The sequence below is a fragment of the Flavobacterium psychrophilum DSM 3660 = ATCC 49418 genome, from assembly GCF_002217405.1.
In the GTDB taxonomy this organism is placed as follows: Bacteria; Bacteroidota; Bacteroidia; order Flavobacteriales; family Flavobacteriaceae; genus Flavobacterium; species Flavobacterium psychrophilum.
The window spans coordinates 40,366-59,137 of the sequence record NZ_MUHE01000010.1; the positions used below are offsets into that span (position 1 = coordinate 40,366).

Here is an 18,772-nt window from a genome sequence, read left to right on the forward strand (position 1 = left end):
AAGGCTCCTGTTTTTGAGCCTTTTCTATTTATTATCGTTTTAAAGAAAAATTGCCTTTTATGTTTTTTCCGTTTTCAAACTGAATTGTGTACCAGTAATCTGTTGCGGGAAGTTTTTGTCCGTTATCTGTTCCGTCCCAACCTTGGTCTAAAGGAGAAATTTGTTTTATTAATTTTCCGAAACGGTCAAAAATGGTAATAGTAGTATTGGCATTAAAAGTGGCGGTTATACCTTCTACATTCCAATAATCGTGTATTCCATCTCCATTTGGTGTAAAATATTTAGGAACTCCTAACACATTTATTTCTTGAGGAACAGTACCGCAACCATTTAAATCTTTAACATATATTTGATGTATTCCAGCTGTAACATTAGAAAAAATATTACTTTCTTGGAATGGTCCAAATTCTTCATCGATGCTATAAACATAATCTCCAGTACCAGAAATATTTACTACCGCAGTGTTGTTGTTAACTAAATCTGTAATCGTTATATTTTTAATTATTGCTGTTTCTGAAGGGGTTATGGTAATACTTCTTGATTTTTTACAATGTGTTAATTTGTTCTCAACTTCTACAGCGTAATTTCCTGGTAAAAATGTGTTAATATTTTGCGTAATTTGTTCATTAGGTGTCCATTTATATGAATATAAATTGGGGTCATCAATTGTTTTTACTATTAAATTTACGGGCTTTGTGGGGTTATTTAAACATAAGATTTCATTGTTCTGAATTTCAAAAGAAGGTAGCGGATTTACTTTAAGAGTAATTAAATTTATCTCTTTGCAGTTATTTCCATTTTCTATTCTAGCATAAATGGTTTGGTTGTTAGCTTGTGTATTAGTAAATAGTGTAGCAATTGCATGTTCTTCTAATAAGGCATCGTTTAAATTTTGAAAATAAGTAGCTGTATTTCCTGAAATTTCAAAACCAGCTTGGGATAAATTAAATTTTGTAAATCCTATGGTAGTAATGTCATCGTCATCGCATTCTTCTAATGTAACATTTCGGGTTGGATTAGTAATTCCTTTTAGTGTTAGAGTTGTAATAGAATAGCATCCTGTTGTATTATTAATAACTCGAACTGATATAACCTGAGGGTTTGTTGTATTTTGAAAATTTGGTGCTATTGAATTTGACTGGCTTTGGGCGTCTGTAGGATTTAAATAAAATTTTGTTGAAAGATTTGTATCGTTATTTGTTAAAAAGGCATTGGCTTCATTTAAATTGAAGGTTGTTAATCCGTCTGGAAATAGTTCTAAATCACATTGAATAAGAGTTGTAGGATTTGTAGGGGGAATTTTATTTAATATTAAATTTAAAGATTTATAAGCATAACAACCTGTTACTGTATTTTTAATTTTTGCCCAAATAGTTTCATTTGTAAAAGCAGTTTGGTTAGTATAGTTGTTGGCTAAGGTTATAAGGTCATTGTTGTTTGGGTGGTAGGATACAGCAATATCAGAATTTCCATTAATTAGCGTTGCATTATTGGCTGAAAGTGTATAAGTAACAAAACCATCATTATTTAAATCACATTCTTTTAGGTCGTTTGGATTATTTGTATCAAACGGAGTTACATGAAGTGAGAAACCTGATGTGGTAAAGCATTTTGTAGCAATATTTGTAAGTCTTATGTATATATTTTGAGGATTTGATGTGTTCCTAAAATTAGTAGAGTTTGTTATAGGGTTTGCATTAACCGTGGCATCGTTAAGAGATGTGTGAAAACTAGCTGTAACACCAGTTTGATTTCCAATAGCTAAAGTAGCATTTTGAGTAAAATTGAAACTTGTTTTATTATCTTGTACGTTGTCAGAGTCACATTTTTCTATGTTCAAAGTGTTTTCCGCATTGGGATTGGTATTTATTGTAGGAGGCTGATTGAAGGTTGCTGTTCCTGTCCAGTTGATCGAGAAGTTGCTATTACCATCAAAACGATCAATAACAATGTAATAAGTTTCTCCTATTTGCACGTCTAGCCATTTTATGAAACTATTTCCGTTTGCTCCAGGACCTTCCGATGTATCTGTTTCGGTGCCATTCATTCCTGTGGTATTATTTGTGGCATTTACAGCAGCAGGGTTTGTTGTTGAGCATCTGATTGCATTACCTAAATTTCCGCAAGTTGCAGTAGGTCCAAAAATATAAAAATCGAAATCGACATTTAAATTTGTATTTTGAGGTGTTAAAGTAAAGCCGAGAGTACCAGCAGTTCTAATATTAACCTTAATCCATAATGAGTTTGTTTCGTTTCCATCGCAAGTGTTAGCATTTGATATCTCGTTAACTCCTGATCCAGTTATATATAGGTCTGTGTAACTGTTGTTTCCACAAGCTGTTAGTGCATCTGTACAGTCATTTTGAGAATATATGGTTTGAGAAATAAGCAAAAAAATAAAAAAAGTAACGTTTTTTAATAATTTCATTTTGGTAAAAAATTAATTTAATCCCCCAAAAGTAGTTATTTATCTCTTAAGTATAAAGTGATTTTTTATAGTTTTGTTATTCAAAAGGGTTAGCACAAACCAGTAATCGTCGGAGGGTAAGTTTTCGCCATTATAAGTTCCGTTCCAGCCTGCAGAATTCGAATCTAATTGTTTTAATAATTTTCCAAATCGGTCAAATATATTAATGGTCGCACTGGGTCTAATTTTTATATTTTGTATTATCCAAGTGTCATTTATTCCGTCTCCATTTGGTGTAAAAAACTTAGGGTAATCTAATACATAAATTACTTTTGATGGAGTTGGCAAACAACCATTTTTATCTTTTACATAAATGGTGTACTCGCCAAGAGAAATATTTGTAAAAACGGGACTTTCTTGATAGTTTACTCCATCAATCGAGAATATATAATCGCCGCCATTGTTGGTATAAGTAATAGTTATTGTATTATTGTTTTCTGAAAAATCATTTATCACAGCATCAATATTTGTGGCTGGTGCCGATGGTTGTACGATAAATGTTTTAGTTGCTTTGCATCCGTTTGAGTTTGTAACTTCTATCGAATAATTGCCAGGGGTAAAAATTTCTGTTTCAAAATTAGCATCACCATTACTCCATGTGTAGTTTAAAAAAATTGGGTCAACGCTTAAAAAAACAGATGATCCTTGGCACAAACCAATAATTTCATCTTCAAAATTATCTGGTTTTAAAACATCAACTTTCAAATTCACATCAATAATTCCGCTACAATCAGGCCCATTAATAATTCGGGCAAAAATGGATTCACTATTTGCAATTACGTTCGTATAATTATTTGGTAGTGGGCTATTTTGAGTTATTGCATTATTTTTTGTAGCATAATATTTAACGACTAATCCGGGGGCAATATTGGGAGTAATTTCAGTATTTAAATCGAAAGAAGTTATACCGTCTTGGGCTCCAACTGTATCGCATTTTTTCTTTAGATAAGGCAAATAGACTGTGTTGTTAATTTGTAATGTTACTTGTGCAATGCTTTTGCAGTTATTAGAGTTAGAAACTTCGGCAAAAATGGTTTTAGGAATACTAGTATAATTTGATGGGTTTGTAATAGCAATACCACCAATGGTTTCGTAATAAGTTACGGCACTTAATGTATTGTCGTTTGAATTTTTAATCAAATCATCTAGTTTGGTAAGATTAAAAATAGTGCTTCCATCATTATCATCGTCGCATTGCACTAAAGTTTTATTGCTAAGTACTGGTATGGGGCTATATTCAATAGTTACTTTTCCTTTTGCAATACATGATTTTGCGCCAAGACTTACTTCTACACTATATGTTCCTGTTGTCGAAACCTGATATGTTGGATTTGTTTGTCCAATAATTTCGATTCCGTTTTTAAACCATTTGTAGCTATTTATACCAGCTTCTGTAGCATCTAATAGATAGGTTTCTCCTTGACAAAGCGGATTTTTTGTAGCAATGAGTTTGTTTTCTCCAAGATCTGTACCTACCTGAAAGGTTCCTGCGCCTAGAAAAATGGCAGAATCATATTGCGGATTTGTTTCGTCGGCAATAACTAATTTTATATGATATTTTGTACCAGGTATAACCGTTGCTTTTGCCGTCATGACAACAGTTTGCCCGTTAAAGTTTATAGATGCATTTGGGCCATTATAACTGCCAAAATACGTTTCATTTATTGCCGAACAACCGTTAGGAATATCTCTGTGAACGGAGGTTACTTTTACAGGCATGTTAGTGTTAGGTACTAAAGCTAAATTTTGATATGGTGCAGAACTTCCCGCAACTTTAAGCAAAAAACCAAACCCATCAGAGTATTTACAAGGTGCAGTACCATGATATTCTTCGGAAGCAAACAAATAATCGAAACTGATGTTACTTGCAAAGGGTATAAAATCGAATTCTAATATAGTTGCATTTGATGTGTTAGAAATATTTAGCGCTTGCTCTAAATCTGTGTCACCAAACCAGCCAGTTGCATTTTCACTTAATAAACTGTTGTTTGGGCCTTTAGTAGAAGCTGCTCTACTTGTACTAAGTACAATCCCTTTTGCGAAAGGAAAACCACTTGTTCCAGCATTAAAATAAGCATAACTTTGTTTTCCAGTTTCAAAATTTCCGCCTGTTGCAGAAAAATTTGAAACAAGGGCACAGGAACTATTTATGAGTGTGTTTTGTACTAAATCTTGTGCAGTAACATTGTCGGTAATTTGAATGTATTGCGAAAATGTATTTGTAGATACAAATAAGATAATACTAAAAATAAAAATTTGCAGATGTAATTTCATAGTTTACAAATATACTACAAATCTCGTTTTTCTAGAACTTTATAAGACATTAACATAAATATAACAGTCCAGACCAAAACAATAAGAATTGTAGTAAAATGTACAGTATAATCCTTAATATTGTTTACACCTATTTGTGTACCAATGGTTTTAATGACTGACAACCTAGAGAATGGTTCGACTATCAAATTTGACATTGCTTCTAATGGAAAAAATTGCGTAATATTTTGAGCGGTATTGCTATTAGGGAAAATTTTAAAAGTTAGCATTCCTTTAGCAATTCCTTCCACAATATTCCACACAAATAAAAATCCTAGTGCAAAGGCAGAACGTTTTACAAAAATGCCTAAAAATAAGCAGAAAGAGAAAAAACCAACCAATTTTACAAAAAAGGCTAAAATATATTCTAAACCCGAAAATACAATCCCCAATTCTGTATAAGACGAGAAGCTATAACCAAGAATTATACTCATTACAAAAACAAAAACGGTCGAGCATAAAGCAAATAAAATAACCGTAAGAAATTTAGATAAAATAAACTCTTTTTTACTCATGCCATCAATAAGGTTTTGCTTTAAAGTACCATAACTATATTCGTTTGCCATCATAGATACGATGACTATAGCCAAGAAAAACTTTAATATTGCAGCAATATAAGTATTGAAATGCCAAATAAAAGGGAAATTAAATATTCCCATTTCGGCAAGATTTAATTTAAAAGCACCTAAATCAAATTTAATTGAAGCTATTAATGCAATAAAGGAAAGCAATACAAAATAGGTAATTGTTAAAACACGACTTGCTTTATTTTTCCAAATTTTTTGTAATTCGATAGATAATAATCTTTTCATGGTTTTATTTTTTCACAGAGATTGTTAAAGTTTTTTTATCGATTTTTGAAATTGTTATCACTATGATTAGCTGTTAGTTCTAAAAACTGTTCTTCTAAACTTACTTTTCGTTTTACAAGATGTTCTAAACTAATATTATTATCAAATAAATATTTGTTTAAATCTGCGGGTTCTAAATTTCCTTTCAAGTAAACTAAGACTTTTCCTTCTTCTTCAACTATTTTATCGACAGCTTGATGGTTTGCTAAAACTAATTTTAATGTTTGATGATTTTCAGATTTCAATTCAAAAAAACCTTCGTTGTTTGTCATTCCGTTTACTGTTCCAGAATATAGCATTTCGCCTTTTCGTAAGACCAAAACATGGGTACATACTTTTTCTACTTCATCTAGCAAATGCGAAGCCAGTAAAATAGTGGTTCCTTGCGAAGCAATATGCTTAATAATATCCCGTATTTGATGTATTCCTTGAGGGTCTAAACCATTTGTGGGTTCGTCTAGGATTAAAATTTCTGGATCGTTAAGTAGGGCAGAAGCAATAGCCAAACGTTGTTTCATTCCTAACGAAAAGGTGCTAAATTTACTATCTTTTCTATCTACGAGTCCTACTAATTCTAGCTTTTCTTGAACTTTAGCATAATTAATGTTCTTAATTTTGCAAACTAGTTCTAGATTTTCTTTAGCCGTCATATAAGGGTAAAAGTTTGGGCGCTCGATAATAGCACCTACTTTTTTTAGCGCTTCATGTGTTTGTGTTTTTCCGTCAAACCAACTATAACTTCCTGATGTTTTGTTTACTACATTTAAAACAATTCCTAATGTTGTCGATTTTCCTGAACCATTTGGTCCCAAAATCCCATAAACATTGCCTTTATAAATTTTGATCGAGAGGTTTTTTACAGCATGAACATGTTTGTTGTAAATCTTATTAAGGTTGGTAATTGTAAGAATAGTTTCCAAAAGGTTTTATTTTTTGATTAATTATAGTAAGACGAAAGCGTTTGTTTTTTGTTACAAAAAAAATAGTGACTATTTTTTTTGCAACTTCTAAAAAAAAAAAGCAAACCGCAAATTCGCAGTTTTTGTTAAATAATCTGTGAATTTGCGGTGAGATTTTATATATTCAACTTCACAATTTTTTAGTCTGTAAAATTAAACTAATGCACTAGGATTTTTGCTCTTTATTAAAGTAAACCAAATAATAATACATTTGTTTTTCTTCGTCCCATCCTTTTTCTACAAATTTTTCGGCGCTTTCTGGGTTTATAAAATCTAGTTTTATTTGAATATTTGTATCTAAATTGATTACATTTTTCATGGTTCTTCTTGCATCCGAAACCGCAGCGTTTGCAATAGGAAAACTAGTTAAATCTTCGATACTGTATTTCTCGCCTTTGTCTACTTTGTAGTTCTTGAATTCTGAAATTAGATCTGGGTTATCTATAACTTCATTCAAAAAATTGCTTTCTTCGAACTGGTCATTTTTTGCAAAATGATTTACTGCTCTGTTCATAAACATGACTTCTTCTTTCTTGTCTTCTGCAGGAAAAACAACATCTTTTGCAAAATCCTGACAAAATTTTAAATATTTTTTAGTTTTAAAATTTTCATCCTGAAAAGCATCTACCGATAGGAAATGTTCTAGCCAATAGCGAGCATCATAACGATTACTATCTACAGTAAGAATTTTATAACCTTCTTCTTTTTTGTAATTAAAAATTAAACAACCTTTGTCTAGTTTATTCAAATTAATTCCTTGTTGCAAGATCATTTCTAGCGTTGTTCCTTTTTCTTCAAACTGAAGAAAATCGGCTTTAAGTTCACTTTTAAATATTCCTATAGCATCAACAACATTATTATCGATAGAAATATTGGTAAGATGCGTTACATAAACTTCTCCATTTTTTATATGTGGATGGTTTGATTGCTCGAAAAGATGTTTGGTTATTTTTTTTGAAATGTCATGAGTTTTGCTTGGATTTTCGAAAATTTCGGTTGCAAATTTAAACATTTCATTATATTCTAAATCTACTTCGTGAGCAAACTGAAAATAATTTTCTTCTTTTTCCCGAAATGATTTAAGGAAATATTCCTTTAGTAATGGCATGATTTCGTCATTTAACCCATAAGGATTTTCAGATAAAAACATATCCTCGTTACGACTTACATTTCCTACTCTGTGAATAGAAAGGGATTCGATATGTGTGTTGAAAAGGTTAATCATTTTTTTTAATGGTATAAGGTACAAAGTGGCAAAGGTTCAGAGGAAAAAGCAGATAATTAAACTCTTTCTTTTATTCTTCTGATGAATGAACTTAACATTCTCTTACTTTCTTCGTTTATTTTGTTAAATTGAATTTCGTTGATATATTGTAAATTGTATGCAATTTCAAATTGTGTTTGCATTTCGAAAAGAGAACTAATTCCTATGTTTAGAAATTTTAAATAATCTTTATTTCCGTGTCTTTCGTAACTTTCGGCAATATTGCTTGGAACTGAAATTGTACTTCTTCTTATTTGTGATGTTAGTCCGTAAATTTCTTCTTTAGGAAATGTATTAGTCATTTGATACACTTCGGTTACTAAAGCCATCGATTTTTGCTAACTTAGTAGATCCCTAAATGTGCTCATTTTTTATTTTCTTAAAACCTTTGTGCCTTAATAACTTTGCAGCTCAAAATTTAATTCCAATTATCTTCGAATCCGTAATTTTCATAACTATCATCGCCGCTAAACATATCTAAATCTTCGTCGTCTATATCATCTTCATATTCGTTATAGCTTTCTTCGTCTTGATCTGCAAGGAAGTTTTTTTCGCCAGAATCGTCTGGCATTTCTCCATGCGAAAAAATAGTTTCTGGATACGTTGCACTAGCAGATATTTCTTCGATAGCCGCTAGTTCTACTAGAAATGTCCACATGTTTATAAAATCGTAAACGTAAATTATTTTTCTGTTTTCCTTGTCTAAAATATCAGAAAGCAAGTAATCGCTCATGATTTTCATTTGGCCAAGTATATCGCCTGAATCAAAAAGGGGAATTTCATCTTCCTGATTCCAAGTATCATCGCAAGTATAAAAAGAGCCCACCTCCATTCCGTCGAAACCAAATGAATTGAAAATTGCATTGTGCAAATCTTCTAAAGTATCATCGGCAAGTATTGCAATATCTCTAAAAACATCGTCTTCATTGTCAAGAATTACTCTGAATTTGTAAACCATAATCGTATTTTTATTAAAGCATCAAAGGTAAAATATAAATTACGAATTACGAATTACAAATTACGATTTGTTGATAAGATTTTTAATTATAGTTTAATAAATTTATAAACCGATTGGTTTTGAATGTTTATATAGTAAATACCTGTACTATAATTTGACACATCTATTTGCCATGTTTTTTTTAGATGCTTACTAGTAAATACTTCCTGGCCTATAGAATTGGTTATTTTTATATTAAATTCGTTAGTGTTTGAAATGTTAAGTTGCGAATAAGTAGGGTTCGGATAAATTGACGGCGCTTTTTTCTCAAATGAGTTGGTATTGAGTGTTCTTATAACGATTTCTTTTTCTATTGTTTCTTCACAATTGTTTCTAATTACTTTTAGCTTTACAATTTTAATTCCTAGGGTTGTGTATATATGTGTTGGATTGTTATTTGTAGATATGTCTCCATCTCCAAAATCCCATTCTAACGAAGTAGCGTTGCTAGAGGTATTGGTAAAAGAAATTAAATTAGAATTTACGATAAAATTAAAATCGGCATGAAGATCGAAATTATTTATGCGCCATAAAGGTTTATTGGGCAAAACAACCTGATCTGCTATACCCTGAAAATATTCGGCAGTTGCTTGTGTTAATCCTCCATAAAAAGTACTTCCTGTTACTGGTTCCTGAAAAATTGTTGCAAACATTGTTGCGGCAACTAAATAAGATCCGTTTAAGTTTGGGTGAATATCATTGTAACTACTATGTAGTAGTAAATCTTGTTGTGCAGTGTAATGCATTCTGGCACTTTCTCCAGCAGGGGCAAAAGCGACATGTAGGTTATCGGCCATTTTTATAATAGAATCCCTAATTTTAGTTTGTATATTAAAATAAGCTGGATAAGTAGTTGACGATGGCACTCCGTAAGGGATTTGGTACAATATAATTTTAGCACAAGGACTATACTTTTTTATAGAATCTATTAGTTTTTGACCACGTTGTATTGTTGTATTTACCGTAGAGGAAGTACCCGAAGACTCACCAGTTCCTGGCTGTAATACGACAGTATCCCAAACATTATTCTTAAACAAATTATATACAGCAGGATCTGCGACATGGTTTACAAATCCTTTTCCGCCTATTGCGTACATTTGGGTGACCACATTTTTGGCTTTATTATTTGCAATGTTGCGAAATAGTATGGGCATATCATTAAAATAGGTAATACTATTACCTACAAATAATATTTTTTTTTCTTGGGCTTGTGTATAATATATTGTAGTAAAGAATAAAAGTATCCAAATAATTAGAGGTAATTTAAGTTTCATTTTTTAAAAATTAGGGATACAAATATACAGCTTTTTTTTTAAAAGACTGATGTACAATGCTATTGTTTTCGTAAGAATGATATATAAAAAAAATATACAGCAATTTTAATTATTTTAATGATCTTCTGTATTCGAGATAAATATGCAAATTGGGCAGGATAAAGAATTGTGTATTTATTATTTCAGTAAGATTAATCATAAAATGATGCAATACATAGTTTTGTGGGCTAATAATTAGTTTGTTGAACTCTTTTTTGTATCTCTTTATTTGGTTTATATTTTAAAAGGCTAAATTTTTATTAATTATGTCCAACGGGGTAATTAATAAAAATTTAGCCCAAAAAAAGCATAGCAATTCATCATTATATTTCTACAATTCAGTAAATATAAATTTCAAATTTATTGGTTATAATTCAACTTTGCATTATCAAAAAAACATTATGAAAATTATATTAAACATTGTAATCTTATTATTATCAATCATGGGTTTTTCCCAAATTACAGTTTCAGGCAAAGTTGTCGATAAAAAAAACATTCCCATTTCTGGCGTTAATATTTTTATTGAAGGCACTTATGACGGAGCAACATCGACTGAAAATGGAGATTTTATTTTCGAAACATCAGCAAAAGGCAATCAAGTTTTAGTACTTAGTTTGATGGCTTTCGAAACTTTAAAAATTAATATCGATGTAACTAATTATCAAAACAAAAACATCGTTCTTAAACAAAGCATTAATATGCTCGATGCGGTTGTTATATCGGCAGGAACTTTTAGGGCGGGCGATCATTCTAAAATTACGGCATTAAAAGCTATGGATATTTATACCACGGCAGGTTCTAATGCCAATATTGTTGCTGCAATGCAAACTTTGCCTGGAACACAAAAGGTAGGAGAGGACGGTCGGCTTTTTGTTCGTGGTGGCGAAGCCGACGAAACCCAAACCTATGTAGATGGTATTCGAGTGTCGCAACCCTACAACGCTTCGGTTAGTAATTTGCCAACTCGAAATAGGTTTTCGCCTAATTTATTTAGTAATATGTCGTTTTCTACAGGAGGCTATTCTGCCGAGTATGGGTTTGCTTTGTCTAGCGTTTTACTCATGAATTCTATAAACGAACCTGCAGACGATGTGACTAATATAGGCATTATGACTTTGGGTTTAGGAATAGGAAAAACATCTAAATTTAAAAAAAGTTCTTTGAGTTTCGATGTCAGCTATATTAACCTAGCACCCTATCAGTTAGTTGTTCCTCAAAAAACAGATTGGAACAAACCTGTACAAGCTATTTCTGGACAAAGTATTTATCGCTATAAATGCAACAAAGGGTTGTTTAAATTGTATGTTACTTACGATCATACTTCGTTAGATTTGAATCAGGAAGATATTAATTATTCCAATAAAATTAGGTTCGATTTACACAACGATAATTTTTATATCAATTCGTCTTATAAAGGTGAGGTAAGTGATAGATTACAAATTCAAACTGGTTTGAGTTTTGGTTATAACAAAAATACAATAGGTATTGTTTCAGATAAATTAAATAATACCGAAAGGGATTTTCATTATAAATTAAAATTTCGAGAATCGTTTTCTAATTATTTTAAATTGAATTTTGGAGCAGAAATTTTTAACACCCATTTTGATGAAAGCTATACGGCAACAACTCATTCTGCTATTAATTATGGATATAAAAACGTACAAACAGCACTTTTTACCGAAGCCGAAATCATGTTTAGTCCAAAAGTAGCATTAAATCTCGGAGTTCGTGGTTCGAATGCTTCTGTAGTTGACAAATTTGTGGTAGAACCAAGGATTTCTTTTGGTTATAAAATGGCTAAAAACAGTCAGTTTTCTGTAGCATACGGTACTTTTAATCAAACAGCGAAACAAGATTATCTAAAATTCGATCCTCATTTAGATTACGAAAAAGCATCTCATTATATTTTAAATTATATGTATAATACTAATGGAAAAATGCTTCGTGTAGAAACTTATTTTAAAGATTATTCTAATTTAATAAAATACGATTCTAATAAGGCAACTTACAATAGTACTTATAATAATGATGGTTTTGGTTACGCTAAAGGTTTAGATATTTTCTGGAAAGACAGCAAAACTATTAAAAACCTAGAATATGCTATTTCTTATTCCTATATAGATTCTAAAAGAAATTACAAAAATTACACACAACAAGTTACTCCTAGTTTTGTGGCCACAAATAGTGTTTCGGTAGTAACAAAATACTGGATAGAAAGTTTAAAATCTCAGCTAGGATTAACCTATTCGTATAGTTCAGGAAGACCTTATAATGATCCAAATACCAATAATTTTATGGCAGAAAAAACAAAATCATATACTGATTTGTCATTAGGTTGGGCTTATATTTTGCGACCACAAAAAATTATTTATATTAGTATTTCTAATTTGTTAAATACTAATGCTATTTACGGATATCAATATGCCAATGCTAAAAATAGTAATAATATTTATGAGAGTCAAGCCATCACGCCACCAGCAAATCGTTTCTTTTTTGTAGGTTTTTTCTGGACGATAAGTACTAATAAAAAAACAAATCAATTGAAGGATTTGTAAAACAAGAGGGTATTTTACAATTCAGTATCATAAAAATACAGTTCAGTAAAAATCAATTTTAAAACAAAAACAATCAATATAAATTTACATCAGAATTAAAACAATTAAAAAATTAGAAATTATGACAAAAGTTATCATCGCTATCGCATTTTTTGTAACCAGTTTAGTAAGTGCGCAAACTCAATTTGAGCAGGGTATGGGCAAAGCATTCGGATTATGGAAAGAAGGAAAAAATACCGAAGCATCGGACATGTTTGAGCGAATAGCATCGGCAGAAAAAAGTAGTTGGTTGCCTAACTATTATGTGGCGTTAGTAAACACAACGGAAGCATTTAAACCAGAAAATAAAGAAAAAGTATCTGTTTTTCTAGACAAAGCAAATGCCGCTTTAGATATCGAATTAGCAAAAAACAAAAACAATGCAGAGCTTTTAGTTATTCAGGCTATGGCAAAAACAGCATTGCTGGCTTCTAATCCTATGGCTTACGGTATGACACTTTCGCCTAAAATTGCCCAAATTTACGCATTAGCAAGTTTATTAGCTCCAGAAAATCCAAGAGTGGTATATTGCAAAGCCGAATTTGCAATAGGTGGTGCAAAATGGACTGGCGCCGATGTAAAACAATTATGCGGGGAGGTAGAAAAAGCTATCGGACTTTTTGCTACTTTTAAGCCAGAAACAGTTTTTTCGCCAAAATGGGGATTAGAAAGAGCTACAGCAGCAATAAAAAATTGTAAATAATTAAGCAATAAATTGTAATATTCAGAATTTTATTATTGCTTTTAAAAAAGATGAAAAAATGGAGAATCAGAGAATACGTACTTTTTCAGAGATTAAAAAAGGGACTATTGCTTGTCTGAAAATTTCGGTCCTATTTACCTTAATTTCGGTGCTAATCAATCAGGAGTATAGCCTCGAAAATATTGGATTCTCCTTTCTAATTAGTTCTTTGTATTCTTTCGGACTTGGTTTTGGCAACGGATTGATAAATAATGTGTTAGATAAAAATTGGGATTGGTTAGAACAAACAAATTTGCGAGTTTATTTGGGGGTTATAGCCACTATTTTATATACAATTCCAGTAGTTTTGGGTGTAAATTATGTTATTTTTGTTATATTAATGAAACTACCAATCGCCGATTTTTTTAGCGAAAGAATCGTTTTAATACATCTTTTTTATATTATTTTATCCCTTGGTATATCTACCTTTATGCACGCCAGAAGTTTTATGATTAACTGGAAAAACGTAAGTAAAAAAGAAGTTATCGAGCAGAAAATTATTGCAGGAACAGCTTCCGCAAAATTTGAAAGTTTAAAAAATCAGATCGATCCACATTTTTTGTTTAACAGCCTAAATGTTTTAAGCTCTTTGATCGAAGAAAATCCCGAAAACGCACAACGATTTACCACTTCTTTATCTAAAATTTATCGATATGTTCTCGAACAAAAAGACAAAGAATTAGTTTCGGTCGATGAGGAATTAGCTTTCGCAAAAACGTATATGAACTTGCTCAAAATGCGTTTCGAAAATAGTTTAACATACGAAATAACAATTAATCACATTGCTCCGTCTATAGCAATAAAAGACGCAAAAGTAGTACCACTCTCATTACAATTATTACTCGAAAATACAGTGAAACACAATGTGGTTTCAGAACAGAAACCGTTGCATATTAAGATTTTTATTGATAGTGATTATTTAGTCATTCAAAATAATTTTCAGAAGAAAGACGTTTTGCAAGATAGAAAAGGTCTTGGATTGCAAAACATCATTAACCGTTACGGGATTATTTCTAATAGAAAAGTCCTAATCGAACAAACCGAAAACACATTTAGCGTAAGAATACCCATACTAACAAAACAAATAACTGTATTAGAAACAAACGCTAATTATGCAGAAAATAATGCCTATTATCGTGCAAAAAAACGAGTAGAAGAGCTAAAAGGTTTTTATGGTAATTTAATATCTTATTGTTGTGTGATTCCTATTTTAGTTTTTATAAACTTAAGATTTTCGCCAGAATTTCAATGGTTTTGGTATTCTGCTGTGGGTTGGGGATTTGGTTTAATGATGCACGCCTTCAAAATTTTTGGATATACAACCCATTGGGAAGAACGAAAAATTCAAGAAATTTTAGACAAACAAGATAAAAACAATTGCAAATAATTATGAAAAAAAATCAAAATTATTATCAAAATAAAGAAATTTTAAATATAGCTCAAAGCAAGGTGGCAAGGCTGAAAGGATTTTATATACACACTTTTGTTTTTAGTATTGGTGTTATTATTTTTGTTTTAAAAGAATATTTTAAAATGAAACTTAATTTTTTCCCAATAAAACATATCAATTACTTTGCCATGGCAATCTGGATAGTCGCTTATTTAATCTCTGTGCTGGGAATGTTTTTTGAGTATAAGGTCTTTGGGGAAAAATGGGAAGATCAAAAAATAAAAAATATGATTAAAAAACAATCTGAAAAAACAATCTGAAAAAACAATCTGGAGATAATCATGGAAAATAAATATCATAATGAAGATCGCTATTATGCCGCAAAGAAAAGAGTAAACGAAATTAAGGGTTTTTACGGAAATTTGGTTTCTTATATTCTTGTAAATCTTATACTTTTAGCAATTAATTTTGCTACCTCCCCCGAGTGTTTATGGTTTTTTTGGCCATTATTGGGTTGGGGCGTAGGGGTTGTTATTCACGGTATGATTATTTTTCAGTGGTTGCCCTTTTTTGGAAAAGATTGGGAAGAAAAAAAGATAAAAGAGTTTATAGACATCGAAAAAAGGACAAAAGAACGCTTTAAATAAGTATAAAATGAGAATGAATAATCGTTTCTTTGATGACAATATATTAAGTAACATAAGTTCTAACACGCGTTATGACAGGGCATTAAAAAGAGTAAAAAGGATAAAAAGTTTCTATATTCATTTATTGGTTTATATTCTGGTAAATGCCTTTTTTCTTTGCAGTAGTTACCTCAGGCATCAATCAGAAAGTGAAATATTTTGGCGCTGGGAAACCTTTTCGAGTGGGCTGTATTGGGGCGTTGGTTTAGTAGCCCACGGAATATCTGTTTTTGGTAAAAATATATTTTTTGGAAATGAATGGGAAGAAAAGAAAATCAAAGCGCTAATAGAAAATGATAAAGACGAGAAATGGGAGTAAATTAGTGGTAAGGTTCCGAGATTCAAAACCTCAGAAACCTTGTATCGTTGTAACTTTGAACCTAAAAACATGAAAACTATAATAATTGAAGACGAAAAACCAGCAGCAAGATTATTACAACGCAAGCTCGATAAACTTGGAGTAAAAGTCGATGTCATGCTACACTCGGTCGAGGAAGCGATAGCTTGGTTTTCTAATAATAAACATCCTGATTTGATATTTTTAGACATTCAATTATCTGACGGATTATCTTTTGAAATTTTTGAAAAAGTAACCATAAAATCGGCAATAATTTTTACAACGGCATACGACGAGTACGCATTAAAAGCTTTCAAACTAAATTCGATAGATTATTTGTTGAAGCCTATTGATGACGATGAATTGTCAATTGCTATTTTTAAATTCAGAAATCAATTTCAAAAAACAGAAAATATTCCTGTAAATTTAGATTTCGAAGCTATAAAAAAAATGTTTCAAAACCCGTTTGATAAAAATTTCAAAACCAGATTTATTGTAAAAATAGGGCAACAACTAAAAATTATTTTAATAGAAGAAATAGAATGTTTTTTTAGTGAAAATAAAGGAACCTATATTCATACTTTCGACAACAGAAATTACCTGATAGACTTGACTCTGGAAGTTTTAGAGCAAGGTTTAGATCCAGAAAATTTCTTTCGTATTAGTAGGAAATTTATTGTTCCTTTAAAATCTGTTAAAGAAATTATCTTGTATTCTAACTCACGATTAAAGATTGTTTTGCCAACTTATAAAGAAGAAGAAGTCGTAGTTTCTCGAGAAAAAGTACAAGAATTTAAATCTTGGATAGGATGATTTTTAAATAAAGTTTATGATTAACTAAGTGATGTTAAAGTAATGGTGTTTAGTTTTTTAGTTGTTTACAATCAATTTTATTGATAGTAAATTTAAGCTTTAAAATATACTTTTCTAATCCCAATAAAAACAAACATAGGTATCGTATAAATGATAAAAAAGGGAACGATATATTGTATTAAATTCATTGGGAGCATCACCGCAATTATGAGTAATTGAAATCCTAAACCATAAATAGAAACCAAAGTCATAAACCAGTTTGGAAACGTTTTTACTTTATAAGCATTGCTATCTAAATAATGAATTATCTTATCGAAAATCCCATAAACCAAGGTGTAAATTTTAAATAAAATATTTACTGTTTTTTGACTCTCTCCAGGTAAAGCACGAGGTGATTTATACTCAAAAACTTTACTTGTTGTATCTCCTCCAACTAATTTGTTTCTTAAGATTACATAATAATAATTGTATAAAGTTCCTTGCAATTGAACACAAAAAAAGGCTAAAATTGTTATTAAAAAGGATGTTTTAGAAACGTAACAAATCGTCATCAAAAACATAAAATTTAAGACAATATCAAACACACTATCTAGATATCTTCCAGAATACGAGGGTGTGTTTTTTAGTCTTGCAAGTTCGCCATCTGCAGCATCTATTGCTGATTTTAGTATGATAAAAAGACTTGCAAAAAAGTAATTTTTACTCAATATGCAACCAATTGCAATTAGACCAGAGAGCCCAAAGAGTAGCGTTACATGAATAGGTGTGAAGCGTGTTTTTTTGAGAGAATTGGCAAGTAATTTTCCAAAAGACCTTCCGTAATCTGATAAATCTAAAAATTTATCCTGAGCAGCGAGTTTAGACATTTAAGTGTGAAAACGAATAGATGTGACAATATAGTCAGATTACAAAAGTAATCTTTTTTAGCTATTATTTTTTGTATAAATAATAGTTTGTATTTTGTTAAATATTACTTACTAAATCTATGTAAAGTATAAGTTGTAGTTGCTAGTAATATAAATGCCATGGCTTGATGTATAACTCCTAACCAAAGCGGAACGCTGTATAATAAAGTTAGCACACCAAGTGTAAATTGTATAAAGACAATTATAAGTAATGCGTTTAATCCGTTTTTTTGTTCTAACGAAAGTGTATGTTTTTTACTTTTGAAGGTTAAAAATACTATTAATCCAGCTACAAAATAAGCAATGGTTCTGTGTACAAATTGCACACCACTTTTACCTTCTGTAAATCTTGCAAACCAAGACTCTTTTTCTAGAATAATACTTTCGTGAAAGAATTGCCCATCACTCATTAAAGGCCAATGGTTGTGTATTAATCCGGCATTAAGACCAGCAACAAATCCGCCGTAAATAATTTGCAGAATTATTATTGCCAAAGTAATCCTAGCGATATTTCGTAAAGGGAGAATTACTTGTTTTTTTTCAGGATAAATTAAATCTAGAGCAACCCATAAGGTGTAAGCAAAAGTTATAAAAGCAAAAGTTAAGTGTAATGAAAGGCGAAAATGGCTTACATCTGGTGCATCAATTAAACCACTTTTTACCATAAACCAGCCTAAAAAACCCTGAAAAGCACCCATTCCTAGTAGAATTGCACATTTTCTTAGGGTTTCGGTATTCAATTTTTTCTTTATCAAGAAATAAATAAAAGGAATAATAAAAACCAATCCAATTATTCTGCCAATAAATCGATGAAACCATTCCCAGAAATAGATAAATTTATAATCTGACAGTGTAAAATCGTTGTGAATATTTATTTTTTGGTATTCTGGAAAAAGCTTATATTTTTCGAAAGTTTCTTCCCATTTAGCTTCAGTAAGCGGAGGGAACGTATCGGTTACTAGATGCCAATCTGTCATCGATAAACCAGAATTTGTTAATCTTGTGATTCCGCCCACGACAACCATTATAAATACTAAAAAGCACCCCGAAAGTAACCAGATTATTACAGATTTATTATTTTTCATTAATTATAAATTTTCAACATGTAAAGTTATATGGTTTAGATATTTTTTGTTTTAAA

Annotated in this window: 17 protein-coding genes; 7 read left to right on the forward strand and 10 right to left on the reverse strand. The window is 30.9% G+C overall.

The genetic code is table 11. The features are described from left to right. Positions 1 to 31: 31 nt before the first annotated feature. From B0A57_RS02790 to B0A57_RS02825, 8 genes are all read right to left on the reverse strand, one after another. Positions 32 to 2,428 carry a T9SS type B sorting domain-containing protein gene (locus tag B0A57_RS02790; protein WP_034098431.1) on the reverse strand — a complete coding sequence of 799 codons (2,397 nt, stop codon included), beginning with the start codon at positions 2,426 to 2,428 and terminating at the stop codon, positions 32 to 34. A gap of 39 nt (positions 2,429 to 2,467) precedes the next feature. Beyond that, positions 2,468 to 4,741: a T9SS type B sorting domain-containing protein gene (locus B0A57_RS02795; RefSeq protein ID WP_034098429.1), complete on the reverse strand. Its 2,274-nt coding sequence runs from the start codon at positions 4,739 to 4,741 to the stop codon at positions 2,468 to 2,470. Between the two features lie 14 nt (positions 4,742 to 4,755). Continuing rightward, a complete protein-coding gene (locus tag B0A57_RS02800) occupies positions 4,756 to 5,592 on the reverse strand; it encodes an ABC transporter permease (RefSeq protein WP_011963772.1) in 837 nt (278 codons plus the stop codon). A gap of 35 nt (positions 5,593 to 5,627) precedes the next feature. Further along, positions 5,628 to 6,551 carry an ABC transporter ATP-binding protein gene (locus tag B0A57_RS02805; RefSeq protein ID WP_011963771.1) on the reverse strand — a complete coding sequence of 308 codons (924 nt, stop codon included), beginning with the start codon at positions 6,549 to 6,551 and terminating at the stop codon, positions 5,628 to 5,630. A 205-nt stretch (positions 6,552 to 6,756) separates the two neighbouring features. Further along, the gene (locus B0A57_RS02810; protein WP_011963770.1) at positions 6,757 to 7,815 is read right to left on the reverse strand and encodes a nucleoid-associated protein; all 1,059 of its coding nucleotides are present in this window, start codon (positions 7,813 to 7,815) and stop codon (positions 6,757 to 6,759) included. 56 nt (positions 7,816 to 7,871) lie between these two features. Further along, positions 7,872 to 8,183, reverse strand: coding sequence for a four helix bundle protein (locus tag B0A57_RS02815; protein ID WP_052079113.1), 312 nt, complete (start codon positions 8,181 to 8,183; stop codon positions 7,872 to 7,874). An 89-nt stretch (positions 8,184 to 8,272) separates the two neighbouring features. Next, on the reverse strand, positions 8,273 to 8,812 hold the full coding sequence (locus B0A57_RS02820) for an IS1096 element passenger TnpR family protein (protein WP_011963768.1): 540 nt from the start codon (positions 8,810 to 8,812) through the stop codon (positions 8,273 to 8,275). Between the two features lie 86 nt (positions 8,813 to 8,898). After that, positions 8,899 to 10,125 carry a T9SS type A sorting domain-containing protein gene (locus tag B0A57_RS02825; RefSeq protein ID WP_034098427.1) on the reverse strand — a complete coding sequence of 409 codons (1,227 nt, stop codon included), beginning with the start codon at positions 10,123 to 10,125 and terminating at the stop codon, positions 8,899 to 8,901. Positions 10,126 to 10,565: 440 nt separating this feature from the next. Here B0A57_RS02825 and B0A57_RS02830 point away from each other — a divergent pair, with 440 nt between their 5' ends. The 7 genes from B0A57_RS02830 (at position 10,566) to B0A57_RS02860 (ending at position 16,726) form a co-directional block, all read left to right on the forward strand. Next, complete coding sequence (locus B0A57_RS02830; RefSeq protein ID WP_034098548.1) at positions 10,566 to 12,719, forward strand: TonB-dependent receptor; 2,154 nt, start codon at positions 10,566 to 10,568, stop codon at positions 12,717 to 12,719. A 121-nt stretch (positions 12,720 to 12,840) separates the two neighbouring features. Then, on the forward strand, positions 12,841 to 13,461 hold the full coding sequence (locus B0A57_RS02835) for a hypothetical protein (RefSeq protein ID WP_011963764.1): 621 nt from the start codon (positions 12,841 to 12,843) through the stop codon (positions 13,459 to 13,461). 58 nt (positions 13,462 to 13,519) lie between these two features. Further along, complete coding sequence (locus B0A57_RS02840) at positions 13,520 to 14,887, forward strand: histidine kinase (RefSeq protein WP_034098425.1); 1,368 nt, start codon at positions 13,520 to 13,522, stop codon at positions 14,885 to 14,887. 2 nt (positions 14,888 to 14,889) lie between these two features. Further along, entirely contained in the window at positions 14,890 to 15,210 is a 321-nt protein-coding gene (locus B0A57_RS02845; protein WP_038466873.1) for a 2TM domain-containing protein, read from the forward strand. Between the two features lie 21 nt (positions 15,211 to 15,231). Further along, entirely contained in the window at positions 15,232 to 15,537 is a 306-nt protein-coding gene (locus B0A57_RS02850; RefSeq protein ID WP_011963761.1) for a 2TM domain-containing protein, read from the forward strand. Between the two features lie 7 nt (positions 15,538 to 15,544). After that, a complete protein-coding gene (locus B0A57_RS02855; protein ID WP_038466876.1) occupies positions 15,545 to 15,895 on the forward strand; it encodes a 2TM domain-containing protein in 351 nt (116 codons plus the stop codon). 69 nt (positions 15,896 to 15,964) lie between these two features. Continuing rightward, the gene (locus B0A57_RS02860) at positions 15,965 to 16,726 is read left to right on the forward strand and encodes a LytR/AlgR family response regulator transcription factor (protein WP_034098420.1); all 762 of its coding nucleotides are present in this window, start codon (positions 15,965 to 15,967) and stop codon (positions 16,724 to 16,726) included. A gap of 92 nt (positions 16,727 to 16,818) precedes the next feature. Here the strand turns inward: B0A57_RS02860 and B0A57_RS02865 are convergent, their stop codons facing one another. Next, positions 16,819 to 17,592 carry a CDP-alcohol phosphatidyltransferase family protein gene (locus B0A57_RS02865; protein WP_011963758.1) on the reverse strand — a complete coding sequence of 258 codons (774 nt, stop codon included), beginning with the start codon at positions 17,590 to 17,592 and terminating at the stop codon, positions 16,819 to 16,821. A 104-nt stretch (positions 17,593 to 17,696) separates the two neighbouring features. Then, the gene (locus B0A57_RS02870) at positions 17,697 to 18,716 is read right to left on the reverse strand and encodes a COX15/CtaA family protein (protein WP_011963757.1); all 1,020 of its coding nucleotides are present in this window, start codon (positions 18,714 to 18,716) and stop codon (positions 17,697 to 17,699) included. Between the last annotated feature and the right edge of the window lie 56 nt (positions 18,717 to 18,772).